This is a genomic window from Kribbella voronezhensis (assembly GCF_004365175.1).
Lineage (GTDB): Bacteria > Actinomycetota > Actinomycetes > Propionibacteriales > Kribbellaceae > Kribbella > Kribbella voronezhensis.
On the sequence record NZ_SOCE01000003.1, the window covers coordinates 109,969 to 128,460 of the forward strand.

General features: G+C 68.7%; 16 protein-coding genes. 9 read left to right on the forward strand and 7 right to left on the reverse strand.

Going from position 1 to position 18,492, the window contains the following annotated elements:
• The first annotated feature begins 3 nt into the window (after positions 1-3).
• The 5 genes from EV138_RS35275 to sppA all read left to right on the forward strand — a co-directional run bounded on the left by EV138_RS35275 (position 4) and on the right by sppA (position 4,992).
• Positions 4-915, forward strand: a complete 912-nt coding sequence (locus EV138_RS35275; protein ID WP_133984878.1) for a F0F1 ATP synthase subunit gamma — start codon at positions 4-6, stop codon at positions 913-915.
• Positions 916-920: 5 nt separating this feature from the next.
• On the forward strand, positions 921-2,375 hold the full coding sequence (gene atpD, locus EV138_RS35280; protein ID WP_133984880.1) for a F0F1 ATP synthase subunit beta: 1,455 nt from the start codon (positions 921-923) through the stop codon (positions 2,373-2,375).
• Between the two features lies 1 nt (position 2,376).
• Positions 2,377-2,781, forward strand: coding sequence for a F0F1 ATP synthase subunit epsilon (locus EV138_RS35285; RefSeq protein ID WP_133984882.1), 405 nt, complete (start codon positions 2,377-2,379; stop codon positions 2,779-2,781).
• A 91-nt stretch (positions 2,782-2,872) separates the two neighbouring features.
• On the forward strand, positions 2,873-3,304 hold the full coding sequence (locus EV138_RS35290) for a DUF2550 domain-containing protein (protein ID WP_112239523.1): 432 nt from the start codon (positions 2,873-2,875) through the stop codon (positions 3,302-3,304).
• Between the two features lie 29 nt (positions 3,305-3,333).
• Positions 3,334-4,992 carry a signal peptide peptidase SppA gene (sppA, locus tag EV138_RS35295; protein ID WP_133984884.1) on the forward strand — a complete coding sequence of 553 codons (1,659 nt, stop codon included), beginning with the start codon at positions 3,334-3,336 and terminating at the stop codon, positions 4,990-4,992.
• A gap of 10 nt (positions 4,993-5,002) precedes the next feature.
• Here sppA and EV138_RS35300 read toward each other — a convergent pair whose 3' ends face one another.
• Positions 5,003-5,740 (reverse strand): phytanoyl-CoA dioxygenase family protein, encoded by a 738-nt coding sequence (locus tag EV138_RS35300; RefSeq protein WP_238158592.1) that lies wholly within the window; start codon positions 5,738-5,740, stop codon positions 5,003-5,005.
• 70 nt (positions 5,741-5,810) lie between these two features.
• On the opposite strand from EV138_RS35300, the gene EV138_RS35305 reads away from it, so the two are divergent.
• Positions 5,811-6,662 (forward strand): AraC family transcriptional regulator, encoded by an 852-nt coding sequence (locus tag EV138_RS35305; RefSeq protein WP_133984888.1) that lies wholly within the window; start codon positions 5,811-5,813, stop codon positions 6,660-6,662.
• Here the strand turns inward: EV138_RS35305 and EV138_RS35310 are convergent.
• Positions 6,657-7,241 (reverse strand): cob(I)yrinic acid a,c-diamide adenosyltransferase, encoded by a 585-nt coding sequence (locus EV138_RS35310; protein ID WP_133984890.1) that lies wholly within the window; start codon positions 7,239-7,241, stop codon positions 6,657-6,659. The genes EV138_RS35305 and EV138_RS35310 overlap by 6 nt on opposite strands.
• A gap of 50 nt (positions 7,242-7,291) precedes the next feature.
• Between EV138_RS35310 and murA the strand changes: the two genes are divergently transcribed.
• A complete protein-coding gene (gene murA, locus EV138_RS35315; RefSeq protein ID WP_112239533.1) occupies positions 7,292-8,578 on the forward strand; it encodes a UDP-N-acetylglucosamine 1-carboxyvinyltransferase in 1,287 nt (428 codons plus the stop codon).
• Positions 8,579-8,634: 56 nt separating this feature from the next.
• A complete protein-coding gene (gene fabV, locus EV138_RS35320; protein ID WP_133984893.1) occupies positions 8,635-9,813 on the forward strand; it encodes an enoyl-[acyl-carrier-protein] reductase FabV in 1,179 nt (392 codons plus the stop codon).
• Between the two features lie 13 nt (positions 9,814-9,826).
• On the opposite strand, the gene EV138_RS35325 is transcribed toward fabV, so the two are convergent.
• From EV138_RS35325 to EV138_RS35335, 3 genes are read right to left on the reverse strand one after another with little or no spacing between them, the layout of a single operon-like run.
• Entirely contained in the window at positions 9,827-12,328 is a 2,502-nt protein-coding gene (locus EV138_RS35325) for a DEAD/DEAH box helicase (protein WP_133984895.1), read from the reverse strand.
• Positions 12,329-12,388: 60 nt separating this feature from the next.
• Entirely contained in the window at positions 12,389-14,389 is a 2,001-nt protein-coding gene (locus EV138_RS35330; RefSeq protein WP_133984897.1) for an RCC1 domain-containing protein, read from the reverse strand.
• A 27-nt stretch (positions 14,390-14,416) separates the two neighbouring features.
• Positions 14,417-15,031 (reverse strand): maleylpyruvate isomerase family mycothiol-dependent enzyme, encoded by a 615-nt coding sequence (locus EV138_RS35335; RefSeq protein ID WP_133984899.1) that lies wholly within the window; start codon positions 15,029-15,031, stop codon positions 14,417-14,419.
• 73 nt (positions 15,032-15,104) lie between these two features.
• On the opposite strand from EV138_RS35335, the gene EV138_RS35340 reads away from it, so the two are divergent.
• Positions 15,105-15,554 carry a MarR family winged helix-turn-helix transcriptional regulator gene (locus EV138_RS35340; protein WP_133984901.1) on the forward strand — a complete coding sequence of 150 codons (450 nt, stop codon included), beginning with the start codon at positions 15,105-15,107 and terminating at the stop codon, positions 15,552-15,554.
• Positions 15,555-15,584: 30 nt separating this feature from the next.
• Here the strand turns inward: EV138_RS35340 and rox are convergent, their stop codons facing one another.
• Entirely contained in the window at positions 15,585-17,021 is a 1,437-nt protein-coding gene (gene rox / locus EV138_RS35345; protein ID WP_238158624.1) for a rifampin monooxygenase, read from the reverse strand.
• Between the two features lie 294 nt (positions 17,022-17,315).
• A complete protein-coding gene (locus EV138_RS35350) occupies positions 17,316-18,488 on the reverse strand; it encodes a CU044_5270 family protein (protein WP_133984905.1) in 1,173 nt (390 codons plus the stop codon).
• Between the last annotated feature and the right edge of the window lie 4 nt (positions 18,489-18,492).

Sequence of the window (18,492 nt, forward strand, 5' to 3'; positions counted from 1 at the left end):
CCCATGCCAGCCAGTCTGCGGGAGCTTCGCGAGCGCCGGGCCTCGGTCTCGACGATCAAGAAGCTCACCCGTGCGATGGAGCTCATCGCGGCGTCCCGGATCGTCAAGGCGCAGCAACGCGCCGCGGCGGCCGGTCCGTACGCGCGTGAGCTCACCCGTGCCGTGTCGGCGGTGGCGACGTACTCCAACGTCGACCACCCGCTGACCACCGAGAAGCCGAACCCCAAGCGTGCCGCGGTTCTGCTGATCACCTCGGACCGTGGCCAGGCCGGGGCGTACTCCTCCTCCGTGATCCGCGAGGGCGAGCGGCTCAACCAGTTGCTCCGCGAGGACTCCAAGGAGGTCGTTCCGTACCTGAGCGGCCGCAAGGGCATCGCCTACTACACCTTCCGGCAGCGTGAGGTCGCGCAGTCGTGGAGCGGCGACTCGGACTCGCCGTCGTTCGCCCGGGCCCGGGAGATCGCCGACGCGTTGATCGAGGCGTTCCTGACCCCGACCGAGGAAGGCGGCGTGGACGAGATCCACATCGTCTTCACCCGGTTCGTGTCGATGCTGACCCAGCGCCCGGACGTCATCCGGTTGCTGCCGTTGGAGGTCGTCGAGGGCGACGAGCCGCCGGCGCCGGACGAGGTACTGCCGCTGTACGAGTTCGAGCCGTCGGCCTCGGAGGTACTGGACGGGCTGCTGCCGAAGTACGTCGCCAGCCGGATCCACTACTGCATGCTGCAGGCCGCGGCGTCCGAGCTGGCCAGCCGGCAGCGGGCGATGAAGTCCGCGACCGACAACGCTCAAGATCTGATCGAGTCGCTGACGCGGCAGTTCAACCAGGCGCGTCAGGCGCAAATTACCCAAGAAATCAGCGAGATCGTCGGTGGCGCCAGCGCGCTGGCCGATGCCAACGCCGGGAGCGAGTGAGAGAGATGACTGCCACGGTTACCGAGAAGAACAACGAGGCTGTCGCCCCGGGCGTCGGCCGCGTCGCCCGGGTGATCGGCCCGGTCGTCGACGTCGAGTTCGCCGCGGACGCGATGCCCGACATGTACAACGCGCTCGAGGTGGACATCACCCTGGGCGACAACACCCAGACGATCACCCTCGAGGTCGCGCTGCACGTCGGCGACAACATCGTCCGGGCGATCTCGATGAAGCCCACCGACGGCCTGGTCCGCGGTACCGAGGTGCGCGACACCGGTGCGGCGATCTCCGTCCCGGTCGGCGACGTCACCAAGGGCCGGGTCTGGTCCGTGACCGGCAAGTGCCTGAACCAGGACGAGTCCGAGTTCGAGATCACCGAGCGCTGGCCGATCCACCGCAAGGCGCCGGCCTTCGACCAACTCGAGTCCAAGACCCAGATGCTGGAGACCGGCATCAAGGTGCTGGACCTGCTCACGCCGTACGTGCAGGGTGGAAAGATCGGCCTGTTCGGCGGTGCGGGTGTCGGCAAGACCGTGATGATCCAGGAGATGATCTACCGGATCGCGCACAACTTCGGTGGTACTTCGGTGTTCGCCGGCGTGGGTGAGCGCACCCGTGAGGGCAACGACCTGATCCACGAGATGGAAGAGGCCGGCGTCTTCAAGGACACCGCGCTGGTGTTCGGTCAGATGGACGAGCCGCCGGGCACCCGGCTGCGGGTGGCGCTGTCCGCGCTGACGATGGCGGAGTACTTCCGCGACGTCGCCGGCCAGGACGTGCTGCTGTTCATCGACAACATCTTCCGGTTCACCCAGGCCGGTTCCGAGGTCTCCACGCTGCTCGGCCGGATGCCGTCCGCGGTGGGTTACCAGCCGAACCTGGCCGACGAGATGGGCGTTCTGCAGGAGCGGATCACGTCGACCCGCGGTCACTCGATCACCTCGATGCAGGCGATCTACGTGCCGGCCGACGACTACACCGACCCGGCCCCGGCGACCACGTTCGCCCACCTGGACGCGACCACCGAGCTCTCCCGTGACATCGCGTCGCGTGGTCTGTACCCGGCCGTCGACCCGCTGACCTCCACGTCGCGGATCCTCGACCCGCAGTACATCGGCCAGGAGCACTACGACGTGGCCGTCCGGGTGAAGCAGATCCTGCAGAAGAACAAGGAACTGCAGGACATCATCGCCATCCTCGGTGTCGACGAGCTGTCCGAGGAGGACAAGATCGTCGTCGCCCGGGCGCGCCGGATCGAGCAGTTCCTGTCGCAGAACACCTACATGGCGGAGAAGTTCACCAACATCCCGGGTTCCACCGTGCCGCTGAAGGACACCATCGAGTCCTTCAAGAAGATCACCGAGGGCGAGTGCGACCACATCGCCGAGCAGGCGTTCTTCAACACCGGCTCGCTCGAGGACGTCGAGCGCAAGTGGGCCGAGCTGCAGAAGGAAAACTGAGATGGCCGATGATTCCGCGAAGCACCTCGAGGTAGCCCTCGTCGCGGCCGAGCGGACCGTGTGGGAGGGGCAGGCGAAGATCGTCATCGCCCGCACCACCGACGGCGATGTCGGCATCCTGCCGGGGCACGCGCCGTTGCTGGGTCTCCTGCAGGGTGGCACCGTCCAGGTGCGGACCGTCGACGACGAGTACTTCGTCGCGGCCGCGCCGGACGGCTTCATCTCGGTGGCGAACGACCGGGTCTCGATCCTGGCCGAGAACGCCGAGATGGGTCACGACATCGACCTGGAAGAGGCCAAGCTCGCGCTCGAGCGGGCGCAGGCCGCGGGCACGGACTCCGAGGACGAGCAGGAGCACGTCCGGCTCGCCGAGGCCAGGGTGAGGGCCGCCGAGAAGGCGTCCTGAACCGACCTGCCATAATTGAATATCGTCACAGTCAGTAGGGTTCGGGGTAGGTGCCGCCAGGTCGTCGGCATCAGGAATGAGGTCGGCACTTATGAGCACAGTCCTCGATGTGGTCGGGGTCTGTCTGCTTGCCGCCCTACTGCTGATCGTTGCTTTCGCGTGCCGTCGTCGCTGGTTGTCCAGGGACGGCGGCACGTTCGATGCCAGCCTCCAACTCGCGGAGAAGGAGCACGGCCGCGGCTGGGCCCTCGGCCTTGCCCGGTACGTCGGTGACGACCTCCAGTGGTTCCGGGTCTTCAGCCTGGCCTGGTGGCCGAAGCTCACGGTGAACCGCCGCCAGCTGCAAGGCGTCACGACCCGGCGCCCGATGGGCAACGAGCCACTCGTCACCTATGCCGGCCACGTCATCGTCGACGCCGAACTCCGCGACCGCACGGTCCATTTCGCGATGACCGAAGAAGCCCTCACCGGCGTCCTCGCCTGGATGGAATCCGCCCCACCCAGCACCCAGACCTACCTCTGAGGTTTGACCGTCCCGACTAGGGTCGGGATATGACGGGTGTGTTGCTGGAGCTGGATCTGACCAGGGGTGTGTTGGAGATGCCGCCCGGGTCGCCGTTGGCTGCGTTCCGGGCGCGGCATCTGCCTACGCTGCGTGAGCTTGTGTCCGCGCTGCGGAAGGGTTCGCGGGACGACGCGGTCGTCGGGCTCGTGGCGCATCTCGGCGGGCAGGGGTTGTCGCTTGCGCAGGTGCAGGATCTGCGCGAGGCGGTGACGGAGTTCCGTACGTCGGGGAAACCCGCTGTCGCCTGGACCGAGTCGTTCGGCGAGGTGGGCGGCGGGACCGTGCCGTACTACCTGGCCACCGCGTTCGACGAGATCTGGGTGCAGCCGTCGGGTGAGCTCGGTATCACCGGCGTTTCCGTGCAGGCGACCTTCATCAGGGGAGCGCTGGACAAGGCCGGGGTGATCCCGCAGTTCGGCAAGCGGCGGGAGTACAAGACCGCCGTGGACACCTTCACCGAGAAGGAGATGACCGGCCCCGCCCGGGAGATGGCGTCGCGGCTGGCGGAATCGGCGTACGAGCAGATCGTCGAGGGCATCGCCGTACGGCGTGGGCTGGAGCCCGCTCGCGTCCGGGAGCTCGTGGACAGCGCGCCGCTGTCGGCCGAGGCGGGTCGTGAGGCCGGGCTGGTGGACCAGCTCGGGTACCGCTCGGACGTGTACGACGCCCTTCGCAAGGAGCACGAGTTCGAGCCGCTGCTGGCCGAGCGGTACGTACGGCGTGGGCCGCGGACCCTGCAGGATGTGCGCGACAACCTGCCCTGGCCGCAGAAGCCTGTCGTAGCGGTGGTCCGGATCAGCGGCGGCATCACTGTCGGCCGCAACTCCGGTGGTGGGCCGCTGGGTGGGCCCGGCTCTGGTTCGGACACCATCGGTGCGGCTCTGCGCGCTGTGGCCGAGGACGACAAGGTGAAAGCCGTCGTACTCCGGGTCGACAGCCCAGGCGGCTCGTACGTCGCCTCTGACGCCATCCGCCACGAGGTACTGCGGTTGCGCGCCACCGGGCGCCCAGTGATCGCCTCTATGGGCAGTGTGGCCGCATCAGGCGGGTACTTCGTAGCCATGCCGGCCGATGTCGTCGTAGCTCAACCAGGCACCATCACCGGCTCTATCGGCGTGCTCTCCGGCAAAGGAGTGGTCCGGGACGCGCTGGGCCGCATCGGCATCTCACAGCAAGCCGTGTCGGAGGGTGAGAACGCCCGGATGTACTCCGCCCAGGAGGAGTTCTCCCCTGAGCAGTGGGAACGCCTCGAGGAGACCCTGGACCGCATCTACGCCGACTTCGTCGCGAAGGCGGCGCAGGACCGCGGCTTGCCCGAGGCGGAGCTGGAGGCGTTGGCGCGTGGCCGGGTTTGGACCGGTGCGGATGCCCACGCCCACAAGCTCGTCGACGAGCTGGGCGGCTTCGAACACGCTCTCCGTCTCGCCTGCGCCCGAGCCGGGCTCGATCGCGACCACATCACCGTCGCCACGGCCCCGCACCGCTCACTCCTCGACCGCCTGCGTCCACCGACCACCACCGAAGACCTGGCCGCCACCGCCAAGTCCCCGTTCAGCACCGACGGCCTGACCGCAGCCGTCTACACCGCTCTCGGGCTACCGCCGAGCGGAGCCTTGACGATGCCGCTGACCTGGCGGATCAGCTAGCGGCCAGGAGTCAGGTCGCCCACGGGCGAGGAAACTGCGGACCGTCGAGCGGAGCGCCGGGAGACAGTTCCAGCGGGTCTGTGACGACGTGCGGGGTGCCGGAGTACGTCGTGTCGGCGTCCATGTAGATGTTGATGTGGGCGAAGCGGGCGGTGTCTGTGGTGTTGGGCAGGGCCATGTGACCGGTGTAGCCGGAGTGGAAGGTGCAGTCGCCGGCGTACAGGGGGACTGTCACCCGGGGTGAGTAGCGCAGTTCCGGGGCTCGGCTGAAGAGGTCCTCTTCGTCGGCGAGGTTCTGTGGCTTCAGGTCCGTGCGCGTCTGCGAGCCCGGCAGGAACGTCATGCAGCCGCGCTCCGGCGGTACGTCGACCAGGGCGATCCACGCCGACAAGGGCAGCCGGTCTCCTGCGTGCGGCCAGTAGGGACGGTCCTGGTGGAAGTGGGTGGCCGCGTTGCTGTGCGGCTCCTTGACGAGCATCTGGTCGTGCCAGAGCCGGAGCGGGAAGCCGGCCAGTTGCTCGGCGATCTCGGCGATGCCGGGGTGGAGCGTGAGCTCCCGTAGTACCGGGTCCTGCTGCCAGACGTTGACGAGTTGGCTGAAGATGGCGTCGTGCTGGAGGCGGTCGGCGCGGTGCTGCTCGAGGTAGCCGGCGGCGCGGTCGCGGTACCGCTGCACCTCCGCCGGTGTGAGGACCGAGGGGACTCGGACGAATCCGTCTTTGCGATAGGAAGCAACGAGATCGTTCATGTCTCCAACTCTGCTGCTGACGAGCGGCTGGAGACAGGAAGATCCCGGGCAACAGTCGTACGATTCTGACATGCCGGAGACCCTGCACGAGGCGGAGCTGTTTCTCGGCGGCCCGGTCTGGGGTGGCGTGCACCGGCTGGACGTCGAGGTCGAGGCGCACGCGCACGACTTCCTCGAGCTCGCCGTCGTCGGCACGGGAACCGGCCGGCATCAGACCAGCCAGGGAGACCGGCCCGTACGCCGTGGGCAGGTGATCGTGCTCCGACCAGGAGCGTGGCACGCCTTCCGGAAATGCTCGGACCTGGTCGTCGCCAACTGCTGCATCTCGGCACAGGGTCTCAGCACCGAGTTGTCAGCCCTCCAGCAAATCCCTGTACTGCGGGACCTTCTCTGGACCGCGCCGATCGCCCGCGGACCTCACGGCCTCGCCGTGGTCCAGGTCGCTCCGGAGGCCGCGGACGACGCGATCGAGGAGATCGCCAGGCTGGAACGCGAGCTGACCCACAGACCAGGCAGCGGGCGGTTGCTCGGGCGCTTGGTGAGCGTGCTCGGCATCCTGGCTGACGGTTTGCTGGAGCAACCAGCAACCCAGGCCGTGCATCCGGCGGTGACGGCCGCTGTGGGGCACCTCCAGGCAGCGTTGGCCGAGCCGTGGCGGCTGGACGACCTAGCGGCAGCGGTGAACCTGGACCCGGCGTACCTGAGCAGGCTCTTCCGGCGGCACACCGGCCTGAGCCCGCTCGGCTTCCTCGCCCGGCTCCGAGCGGAGCGTGCGGCCACGTTGCTCGTCCAGACGACGCTGCCGGCCGCGCGCGTGGGCGCGGCAGTCGGCTGGGATGACCCGACCTATTTCGCCCGCCGCTTCCGCGCCCTGGTCGGCTCCACCCCCAGCGAGTACCGCGCCCGCACGCAGCGGCTATGACTTCCGGTCGCCGCCGGGCACCCAGAGGACGTCGCCTCCGGAGGAGAGGTTGGCGACCCGGCCGAGGATGAACAGCAGGTCCGACAGCCGGTTGAGGTACGTGATCGCGAGCAGGTTCACGGTCGGGCCGTGCGCCTCGACGGCCGCCCAGCCGGCGCGTTCGGCCCGCCTGGTCACCGTGCGGGCCACGTTCAGGTACGCCGAGCCGACCGAACCGCCGGGCAGGATGAACGAGCGCAGCTTGGTGAGGCGGTTGTTGTACTCGTCGCACCACCCTTCGAGCCGGTCGATGTACTCCTGGGTGATCCGCAGCGGCGGGTACTCCGGGTCGGGGGCGATCGGATTGCACAGGTCCGCGCCCACGTCGAACAGGTCGTTCTGGATCCGCGTCAGCAGCAGCACCAGCGAGCTGTTGAGATGGCCGGCCGCGATCGCGACGCCGATCGAGGAGTTCGCCTCGTCGACCTCGCCGTACGCCGCGAGCCGCGGATCGGTCTTGGTGGTCTTGCTCATGTCGCCCAGGCGGGTCTCGCCGGCGTCGCCGGTCCGGGTATAGATCCGCGTCAAGTTCACAGCCATGTCACGGCACTCTACGCAGGGTCGAGAAGCTGAGCCGATACAGTCAGCAGGTGGAACGGTTTCGGATCGCAGGTGAGGCACGGCTCCAGGGCACGGTCGAGGTGGCAGGCGCGAAGAACAGCGTGCTGAAGCTGATGGCGGCGGCTCTGCTGGCCGAGGGGACGACGACGCTCCGGCAGGTGCCGAGCATCCTGGACGTCACCTTCATGGCCCAGTTGCTGGACACGCTCGGCTGCTCGGTGAAGGTCGACGCGGACGCCAGTACGGCGACCATCGCGGTGCCGGGCGAGATCGGCCACCAGTGCGACTACGAGCTGGTCCGCAAGCTGCGGGCCTCGATCTCCGTGCTCGGGCCGCTGCTCGGCCGGTGCGGTCAGGCGGAGGTGGCGCTGCCCGGCGGCGACAACATCGGCTCGCGCGGGCTGAACATGCACGTCGCGGGCCTGGAGTCGATGGGCGCGAAGGTCCACATCGAGCACGGTTTCGTGATCGCCGAGGCGCCGCAGGGCCTGCACGGCGCCGAGGTGTGGCTGGACTTCCCGAGCGTCGGCGCGACCGAGACGATCATGATGGCCGCGGTGCTGGCCAAGGGCACCACGGTGATCGAGAACGCCGCCCGCGAGCCGGAGATCCAGGACATCGCCGCGATGCTGGTCGAGATGGGCGCCCAGATCGACGGCGCCGGTACGCCGCGGATCGAGGTCTCCGGCGTCGACGGGCTGCTCCAGCCGGTCGACCACGTGGTGGTCCCCGACCGGATCGTCAGTGGCAGCTGGGCGTTCGCGGCGGCGATCACCAAGGGTGACATCACCATCGCGAACGGTCACGCCGAACACCTCGAGTTGCCGCTGGACAAGCTGCACAAGGCCGGCGCCGAGATCAGCGTGCTGAACCCGGGCTTCCGGGTCGTGATGCACGACCGGCCGAAGCCTGTCGACGTGGTCACCCTGCCGTACCCGGGCTTCGCGACCGACCTGCAGGCCTTCGTGATCGCGATGAACGCGGTCAGCGACGGCGCCGCGATGGTTACCGAGAATCTGTTCGAGGGCCGGTTCACCTTCGCCCAGGAGCTCACCCGGCTCGGCGCCCAGATCCAGACCGACGGCCACCACGCCGTCGTACGGGGTGTGCCCCGGTTGTCCGGAGCGCCGGTGGTGGCCAGTGACATCCGGGCCGGCGCGGCGCTGGTGATCGCCGGACTGGCGGCCGAGGGGGAGACCCTGGTGTCGGCCGCGCACCACGTCCACCGCGGCTACACCGACTTCGCCGGGAACCTGCGCCGCCTCGGCGCCGACGTCACCGTCGAGCCCGACGACGCCGAGCTGTACTGGAACTGACCGGCGTACTTGGAAGTAGTGCCGCGGTATGACGGGCACGGGTTAGGGTCGGGCCCATGACTGACCGCCTGATCAAACCTGTCGGCCGTGGTTTCCTGTTCCTCGACTCGCACCCGGCCGGGTGCGCCCAACTGGTCCGCGACCTGGCCGGCCAGGTCGAGGCCCGTACGACGGACTCGCGGCCGGTCGCGTTGATCGTCGGCTCCAGCTCGGGGTACGGACTGGCCACGACCGTCGCCGGGCTGGCCCGGTACGGGATCAACGGCGTCGGCGTCTCCTTCGAGAAGGCGCCGACCCATCGGCGGACGGCGACCGCGGGCTGGTACCGGACCGCGGAGACCGCGGCGTATGCGGCCGAGCGCGGCAGCGAGTTCCACTTCGTCAACGCGGACGCCTTCGCGGACACGACGAAGGCGGACGTGCTCGACCTGGTCGCCGAGCGGTTCGGGGGAGTGGACTACCTGATCTACAGCGTCGCCGCGCCGCGCCGGGTCGACCCGCGCACGGACACGACGTACCAGTCGGTGATCAAGGCGGTCGGGCAGCCGGCGCGGACGAAGAGCCTCGCGTTCGAGGACGGCGAACCCGTGCTGCAGGAGGTCGCGATCGAGGTCGCGACCGACGAAGAGGTCGCCGAGACCGTGCAGGTGATGGGCGGTGAGGACTGGATCCGCTGGGTGGACGCGCTGGAGGAGCGCAAGCTGCTCAAGGACGGGTTCAGCACGGTCGCGCTGACCTACATCGGCTCGGAGCTGACCGGCCCGATCTACCGGCAGGGTTCGATCGGCGCTGCGAAGGCGCACCTGGAGAAGACGGCCGAAACGCTGCGCGAGCGCGACGGCGTACAGGCCCGTACGTCGGTCAACGGGGCCGCCGTGACGCAGGCGTCGTCCGCGATCCCCGGCATCGGGCTGTACGTGAGCGTGTTGCACAAGGTGCTCGGCGACCAGTTGCAGACCCCGATGCAGCAGTCGATCTCGTTGTGGGACCAGCTGACCGGCGCGAAGCCGCTGGACCTCGACGAGGACGGCCGCATCCGGCTGGATCGCTGGGAACTCGACCCGGCCGTGCAGGCAGCCGTGAAGGAGCAGTGGGATTCGGCGACCGTCGACAACATCGGTGAGGTCGCCGACGCCGACTGGTTCCACGCCGAGGTCCGCCGCCTCTACGGCTTCGACGTCCCCGGCGTGGACTACGACCGCGAGACCGAGGTCGACGTGGAGTGGCCCGCCTAGTGTCCTCAGGACACTAGAGCGGCTTGAAGGAGACCAGTTCGAGGACGAGGTCGCCGGCTTCGTCCGAGGCGTCCAGGTCGACGGTGGCCGTGATGCGCCAGTCGTGGTTGCCCTCGGGGTCGTCGATGATCTGCTGCACCTCCCAGTAGCCGGGATGCTCCTCGACCATGAACAGGGCCGGTCCACGAGCGGCCGGTCCTGTTCCGAGGCTGCTGTGCTCGGCGTAGTACGCCGTACCGGCTTCTGCCCAGCGGCCCGCGTCCCAGCCGGACTCCTGGTCGAGCCGGCCGAGCTCCGCCCAGCGGTGCAACGCGACGAGCTCGACCCGGCGGAACATCGCGTTGCGGACGAGGACCCGGAAAGCCCTGCTGTTCAAGGTGATCCGGCGCGGTCCGGCCGGGACCGGCGCGACGATCTGGTCGGTGGCCGGGTTGGTCAGCTCCTCCCACTCGTCGAGCAGGCTGGAGTCGGTCTGCCGGACGACCTCGCCGAGCCACTCGATCAGGTCGGTGAGGTCCTCGTTCACCTTGTCCGGCGGCACGGTCTGGCGGAGCGCCTTGTAGGTGTCGGACAGATACCGCAGTACGACGCCCTCGGAGCGCGCGAGCCCGTAGTACTGGACGAACTCGCCGAACGTCATCGCCCGCTCGAACATGTCCCGGACCACGGACTTCGGTGACAACCCGGTGTCCGCGATCCACGGGTGCGTCTGGCGGTACATGTCGAAGGTTGCCTCGAGCAACTCTTCGAGCGGCTTCGGCCAGCTGATCTCGTCGAGCAGCTCCATCCGCTCCTCGTACTCGATCCCGTCGGCCTTCATCCCTTGCACGGCCTCGCCCTTGGCGTGATGCAGTTGCGCGAGCAGGACGGCTCGCGGGTCCTCCAGGGTCGCCTCGATGATCGAGACGACGTCGAGCGCGTACGTCGGGTCCTCGGGGTCGAGCAGGTCGAGCGCGGCCAGGGCGAAGGTGGACAACGGCTGGTTGAGGCTGAAGTCCTTCTGCAGGTCGACCGTCAGTCGCAACGACCGGCCGTTCTCGTCCGGAGCGTCGAGCCGCTCGACGACGCCGGCCGTGAGCAGCGTCCGGTAGATCTGGATCGCCCGGCGGATCAGCCGGAGCTGTGCGCGCGAGTCCTCGTGGTTGTCCTGCAGCAGGTGCCGCATGCTCGCGAACGCGTCGCCGTCGCGGGCGATCACGTTCAGCAGCATCGCGTGGCTGACCCGCATCCGCGACTGCAGCGCCTCCGGCTCGGCCGCGACCAGCCGGTCGAAGGTGTCTTCGCCCCACGTGACGAACCCCTCCGGCGGCTTCTTCCGCTGCACCCGGCGCTGCTTCTTGGGGTCGTCGCCGGCCTTGGCCATCAGCCTGACGTTCTCGACGACGTGGTCGGGTGCCTGCACGACGACCGTGCCGGACGTGTCGTACCCGGCGCGGCCCGCGCGACCGGCGATCTGGTGGAACTCACGCGCCTTGAGAATCCGCTGCCGGCGTCCGTCGTACTTGCTCAGCGCCGTCAGCAGCACGGTCCGGATCGGCACGTTGATGCCGACGCCGAGGGTGTCGGTGCCGCAGATCACCTTGAGCAGACCGGCCTGAGCGAGCTGCTCGACGAGCCTTCGGTACTTCGGCAGCATGCCGGCGTGGTGGACGCCGATCCCGTGCATGATCAGGCGCTGCAGCGTCTTGCCGAAGCCCGGGCTGAACCGGAAGTGCCCGATCAGCTCCTTGATCTTGTCCTTCTCCTCCTTCGTGCAGACGTTGATGCTGGTCAGCGCCTGGGCGCGTTCCAGCGCGGACGCCTGGGTGAAGTGGACGACGTACACCGGCGCCTGATGCGTGACCAGGAGCTCGGTGAGCGTCTCGTGCAGCGGGGTGGTGACGTACTTGTAGATCAGCGGAACCGGTCGCTCGCCGGACGACACGATCGAGGTCGGCCGCCCGGTCCGGCGGTTCAGGTCGATCTTGAACCGCTCGACGTCGCCGAGGGTCGCGGACATCAGGATGAACTGCGCCTTCGGCAACTCCAGCAGCGGGACCTGCCAGGCCCAGCCGCGGTCGGGCTCGGAGTAGAAGTGGAACTCGTCCATCACCACCTGGCCGACGTCGGCCTCACTGCCTTCGCGGAGCGCGATGTTCGCCAGTACCTCGGCCGTGCAGCAGATGATCGGCGCACCGGCGTTCACCGCGGCGTCACCGGTGAGCATGCCGACCTTCTCCGCGCCGAAGATGTCGCAGAGCGCGAAGAACTTCTCCGACACCAGCGCCTTGATCGGCGCCGTGTAGAACGTCCGTACGCCGTTCGCCAGCGCGGCGAAGTGCGACCCGGTCGCCACCAGCGACTTCCCGGACCCGGTCGGCGTCGACAGGATCACGTTCGCCCCCGTCATCACCTCGATGAGCGCTTCCTCCTGCGCCGGGTACAACGAGATCCCCTGCTCACCCCCCCACGCCGCAAACGCGTCGTACAGCGCATCAGGCCCAACAGTCCCCGGCAACATCTCAGTAAGCGTCATCCCCTCCATTCTCCCGCATCCCCACCAACCCCCCGACCGGCCGGGGCTCGCGGCTGTGGATCAGCCCGGGGTCTGGTCCAGGACGACGTCGTCGAAGTTGATGGTCCAGGTTTTGGCGGCGGTGTCGCCTAGTTGGATGCGGCCGATGGGAGTGGTGCCGGTGTTGGCTTGCCAGGGGGTGCCTCGGAGGGTGCCGTTGAGGTAGAGGGACCAGGTGGTGGCGGTGCCGACCGTGCCGCAGAGTTCGAGGTTCTGCCAGGTGTTGAGGGGGACGGCGACGCCGGACGAGCGCTGGGTTCCGGCGGCGTCCGAGCGGAGCCAGAGGATGCGGTTGGTGTCGATGTAGACGCGGATGATGCCGCCGTCCGCGGCGGTCCGCAGCCGGAGCAGGTCGACGCTCGCGCCGACCGAGGTGACCCGGAACTGGGTGCTCATGCACGCGTTCGGGTAGGTGGCCCCGAGGGCGCGGTACGCCGATGCGCGGGCCGCGGCCGGATTGCCGCGGGCGCTCGGCGGGGCCGCGGCGCCTTGGGTCGCGTCGAGGGTCAGTCCGGAGTTCGTCCAGCCGGTGAAGCCGCCGGAGAAGTCGGTCGAGTAGATCGCCGAGGAGGCGTTCTGGACCGTGATCGGCGCCGATGGCCCGGCCTGCTCGCTGACGTTGCCTGCGGCATCCACCGCCGTCACCCAATACGTGTGGGTGGACGCGGCCGCGAGCCCTGTGCGCTGGTAGCTCACCGACGACGCCGAGCTGGTCACCTCCGCCACCTGATTCGTGGGGGAGTCCTCGAACAGCCGGTAGCGCAACGACGTACTGACGTCGTCCGTCGACCCCGCCCAGGTGAGGTTGATCGTCGAGCTCGAGTTGCTCACCCCGGCCGGAACCCCTGGCGCAGAAGGCGGCGTGACATCCGGCGGTCCGACCACGGCAGGTACCAGCGCGATCGTGTGATCCCGCCCCGCCGAGATGTCCGTGACCCCGGAGAGACCGCCGACCGTGACCGGGCTGGTGCGATCGACCAGGGTCCCGTCACCGAGTTGCCCGGTCGCATTCGATCCCCACGCCCGTACGACGCCGTCCGCGACGACCGCGAGGCTGTGCTGCCGACCGGCGGCGATCGTGGTCGCCCCGGTGACTCCGGCGACGGCGACGGACGTCGTACGGCGGGTCGTCGTCCCGTCTCCTAGTTGTCCGTTCGAGTTCGATCCCCAGGAGCGGACTGACCCGGAAGCCAGCCGGGCAAGGGAGTGATAGGCGCCGGCGGCAACTTCGACGACGCCGGTCAGGCCGCTCACCTGCACGGGGGACAGCCGGTTCGTCAGGGTCCCGTCGCCGACCTCTCCCTGGGAGTTGTCGCCCCAGCCCCAGACGGTTCCATCGGATCGCACCGCCAGCCCGTGGTCGCGGCCGCCGGTGATCGCCGTGATGCCCTCCAGCGAACCAACCCGCACGGGCCGCGTCCGCATGGTGGTGCTGCCGTCGCCGAGTTGGCCGGTGTCGTTCAGACCCCAGCCCCAGACCGTGCCGTCGGAGCGCAACGCGTAGCTCATGTCGCGGCCGCCCGCGATGGCGATCACGTCGGTCAGCGGGCTCACCGCGACCGGCGTTCGCTGGGCACTCGTCGTCGCGCCGTTGCCCAACTGGCCGAACGAGTTGTAGCCCCAGCCGCGCACCGTTCCGTCCGCGAGCAGCGCAAGGCTGTGGTAGTGCCCGCCCGCGATGTCGACAACGTTGCTGAGGCCACCGACCTGGACCGGTGCCAGCCGGTTCGTGGTCGTCCCGTCACCGAGCTGGCCCATCTCGTTGAAACCCCAGGTCCAGACGGTCCCGTCGGAGCGCAACGCGATGGAGTGCTCACGCCCCGCTTCGACCTCGATCACGTTGGTCAGCGAGTTGACCGCCGCCGCGGTCGGCCGAGTGGTCGTCGTTCCGTTGCCCAGCTGACCTGTCCCGTTGCCACCCCAGGTCCAGGCCGCTCCCGGATCGGCCGCCATGGCCTCGACCGGATGCAGTCCGCCCACCAACAGGCAGCCGACAGCGAAAATCCCCCAACGCAGCTTCATAGCGCGCCCCTCCCCTTGCGCACCGTTCTACCCGCGCGCCGCCCCATCCGTCCAGGGGCGGACAGGTTCCCGGCCACTCAGCAGGAGCAGCAGTTCCGCGATCGGGCCACGGATCTCGGTGCCGTCGCCAACCGACCAGTCGACGTCGGTGGCCACCAGACGAGAACCCGTCAACCGCTTGCGGGCCTTGAAGGGGAACGATTTGGCCCAGATCCGGTCGGCCGCAACCGCCGCGGCCTCGGCTGGCATCTCATGCGTGCGACCCAATGGCCGGACGATGTCCTGGGTGTGGATCAGGACATCGAGCAACGGATCGACCACCGTCGTACCGAGTGGCCGCCGGCGCGAACCGGCAAACCGACGGTACTGCGCGACGATCTCCTCACCCGTGTACCGCGCCCCGAGCCGCCGCGTCTCCTCGAACACGAACCGGTTGAAGTTGCCCCGCGCCCGGATCATCCCGGCCAGCACCGGCAGTACCCGAGCCTGTGGCGACGAGATCACGTGCGCGGCGACGTCGCGAACCGTCCAGCCCGGACAGGCAGACGGCGCCCCCCACTCCGCTTCGCTCAGCCCTTCGAGCAGGTCGGCCAAGGCGGCCCGCTCGGCGTCGACGTACCGCCAGATCTGCCCGGTCTCCATCGCTCCACCCCGAACTAGTAAGCCTCTCTGACCAAATTAGACAGTTTCTCTGACTACCCGTCAAGCTTGTCACGTGCCGGACGACGACCTGAATCTGGGATTGCTGCTGTTGATCCCCTACCGATCGATGGAGAACCGTGTCTTCGAGCGGCTGGCCGAGGCGGGCTACGACATCACGCCGGCCCAGGCCAGGGTGTTCCAGCGGATCAGCGCGACCGGCAGCCGGCTGACCGAGCTGGCCGAACAGGCGCAGGTGACCAAGCAGACGGCCGGGTTCCTGGTCGACCAACTGGAGAAGGCCGGCTACGTCCGTCGCGTCCCGGACCCGACGGACGCCCGCGCCCGGCTGGTGCAGATCGCTGACCGCGGTGCCGAGACGATCCCGCTCGCCGCCGCCGTCGTCGCCGAGATCGAGGCCGAGTGGACCGCCCATCTGGGCGCCACCCAGGCCGCCCAACTCCGGCGCGCACTCAGCAAGCTCCGCGAGATCACCGACCCGTACGCCGGCCCGGCCTCCACCTGACGAACAGCGGAGGCCGGGCGTCAGCTCGGATCAGTTCGTGGGGGTGCCGAACCACTTGGTGAGGTGGGTGAACAGGTCCGGGTTGTTGTCGCCGATCCAGGCGATGTGGCCGTCCGGGCGGAGGAGGGCCGCGGGGAAATCGAGGCCCTCACTGGCGTCGACGGTCTCGACGACGTGGTCGACGCGGTCGTCCCAGCCGTCGACGGTGAGACGGCCCGTCTGGTCGAGCAGCAGGCCGCGGCCCGCGTGCAGTTGGTCGTACAGGCGGCCGTTCTTCAGTTCGACGTTGCGCAGGCGCCGGCCGACCAGTTCGTTGTCGTCGCCGAAGTCGTAGCGGATCCCGATCGACATCACCATCTCGATCACGTACTTGTTGACGTCCTCGAAATCCATCAGCCGCGACATCAACCGGCGCATCGCCTGCGGACCCGGGGCAGGATCCATCAGCACCCCCTGCGCCAGCGTGTTGTCCAGCACCATCGCGGCCACCGGATGCCGTTCGTCGTGGTAGGTGTCCAGCAGGCTCTCCGGCGCCCAGCCGTTGACCTCGGCCGCCAGCTTCCAGCCGAGGTTGAACGCGTCCTGGACACCCAGGTTGAGCCCCTGCCCGCCCAGTGGTGGGTGCACGTGAGCCGCGTCGCCGGCCAGCAGCACCCGGCCGGACCGATACTGCTCGGCCAGCCTGGTCGCGTTACCGAACCGCGAAAGCCAGCGCGGCGAGTGCGCACCGAAGTCCGTCCCCGTGGTCACCCGCAACTGCTCCCGGAACTCCTCCATGGTGGGCGCGGTCCTGCGATCCTTGGACACCCCGGCAGCCGGTACGACGACCCGGTGCAGCCCGTCTCCCACCGGCCCCGCCCCGAAGAACAGCTGCGTCTTGCGGACCTCGGTCATGATTTCGGTCAGCGTCTCCTGGTCCACGTCCAGCTTCATCTCGCCCAGCAGGTACTCGTTGGTGGCGTCCTGCCCCGGGAAGGCGACGCCGAGCGCCTTGCGCACCGTACTGCGGCCGCCGTCGCAGCCGACGAAGTACCGCGCCTCCAATTGGTTGCCATCGGCAAGCTCTACCGTGACCGAGTCCTCGTCCTGACTCAGCCCGACCACCTCGCAGCCACGCCGCACCTCCGCTCCGACCTCGACCGCGTGCTCGGCCAGGATGCGGTCGATGATCGGCTGGAAGAGCGCCAGCGTGTACGGGAACGCCGTGTCCAGGTGCTCCGGCGGCCGCTTGCCGATCCCGGCGAAGAACCCGTACTGACCGCCGATCGGGTGCGGCGTACCGGCGGCCAGGAAGCGGTCCAGCAATCCGCGTTGGTCCATCACCTCCGCGCTGCGGGCGTGCAGCCCGAGAGCGCGGACGACCGGACTCGGCTCCGCCTCCCTCTCCAGGACCACCACCTGGACGCCGTGCAGCCGCAGTTCGGCCGCGAGCATCATGCCGGTCGGTCCGCCACCCGCAATGATCACGTCAAACAAAAGGAACCCCGATCCTTCGAATCGCAGCCGGTGATTCCGGCTACGGGCAGTGATTCTCCGGAGATTTCGGGGGTTGCGGCAAGTCCCCCCATGCGTTATACCTTGAGTAGGGAGAGGAACTGGCGAGTTCCCCTCCCTCCTTGTTTTCCGGGCTATTCCAGCCCGCAGGCCGCACTCGGTCGCCTGCCGCACCTGGTTGCCAACGGCATCTTTCGCCGTTTTTCGAAGTAATGTCCGTGACAGCTGGTACCGCTCCGCCGACCGCTCTGTGGGCCAGGGGAGTGGTTAGTGGGTTTTCTTGCTGGGTGGGGTCGGGCGTTCGTCGGTCCAGCCGGATTCGAGGACGACGGTGATGCCGGTGCCCTTACGGGCCGACTTGAATTCCGAGCTGAGCAGTCGTCCGGTGGCCGGATCGATGATGAAACTGCTGCCGGTACTGCCCATGGCCAGCGTCGGCGGGGCGCTGGGGTTCCCGCCCTTCTCGATCCAGGGCAGGTTCATGGTGATCTTCGTCCCGACGCGGCCGATCGGATCCTTGACGTGCTCCTGGAGGGTCGTGCCCGGAAGTTCCGACAGCACCCGCAGTGCGGCACCCCTCAGCCTCGGCGGCGACGGCATCTCGAACAGCAGCCGACCGGCGGCACTGAAGATGTCGTACTCGATCTCCTCCGGGCCGGCCTCGGGCCGGACGTTCCGGCTGAGAGCGGCGCGCAGCTTCGCCGGATCGGTCGGCAGCGCCTCGATCTGCTGGGCGGTCAGCGGCTTCACGTCGTTCAGGTAGTAGCCGGGCGGTACGTCGCGGAACGACATCTTGTTCACCACCGACTCGCCCGCCGCCATCGTGGTCGGCGTCTCCTCGTCCGGCAGTTGCCACGATGTCGGCGAACCCTGCGCCCGCCATTTCGCCACGTCGCCGACGGTCGCCGGCCGCGACCCCAGATCGACCCAGCCGAACCAGGACTGGACCCCGCGTTTCATCGGCATCCAGCTCTCGGTGATCTGCCGCTTCTGCAACGTGTACTTCGGATTGCCGACCTGCACGCCGCCGGTGCTGATCAGCAGGCTGCGCACCCGGAAGTACTTCCCGGCTACCAGTTCGTTCGTTTCCTGCCGTACTGCGGTGTCGAGCAGCACCTTGCTGGCGCCGGTCAACCGCGGTGCCGGCGAACCGCTGCCGGTCACCGGACCGGCGTCCGGGCCCGAGCCCGGGTCCGCGGATCGCAACAGCGGGACCGACAGTGCGGTCAGCGCCACGATCGCGGTTGTCGCGGTCACGGCGATGCCGATGCGTCCGGAGCGTACGGCCGCCCGCCATCGGTCGCGGCGGCTGCCGGTCAGCTCCGCGCGGACCAGGTCCTGGACCTGACGGCGGGCCTGCGCTGTCACCTCCGGCGAGGGGCCGGGCTGCTCAGGGAAGGCGGACCGGATCGTCTCGAACTCGTCGGTCGGATCAGCCATGATC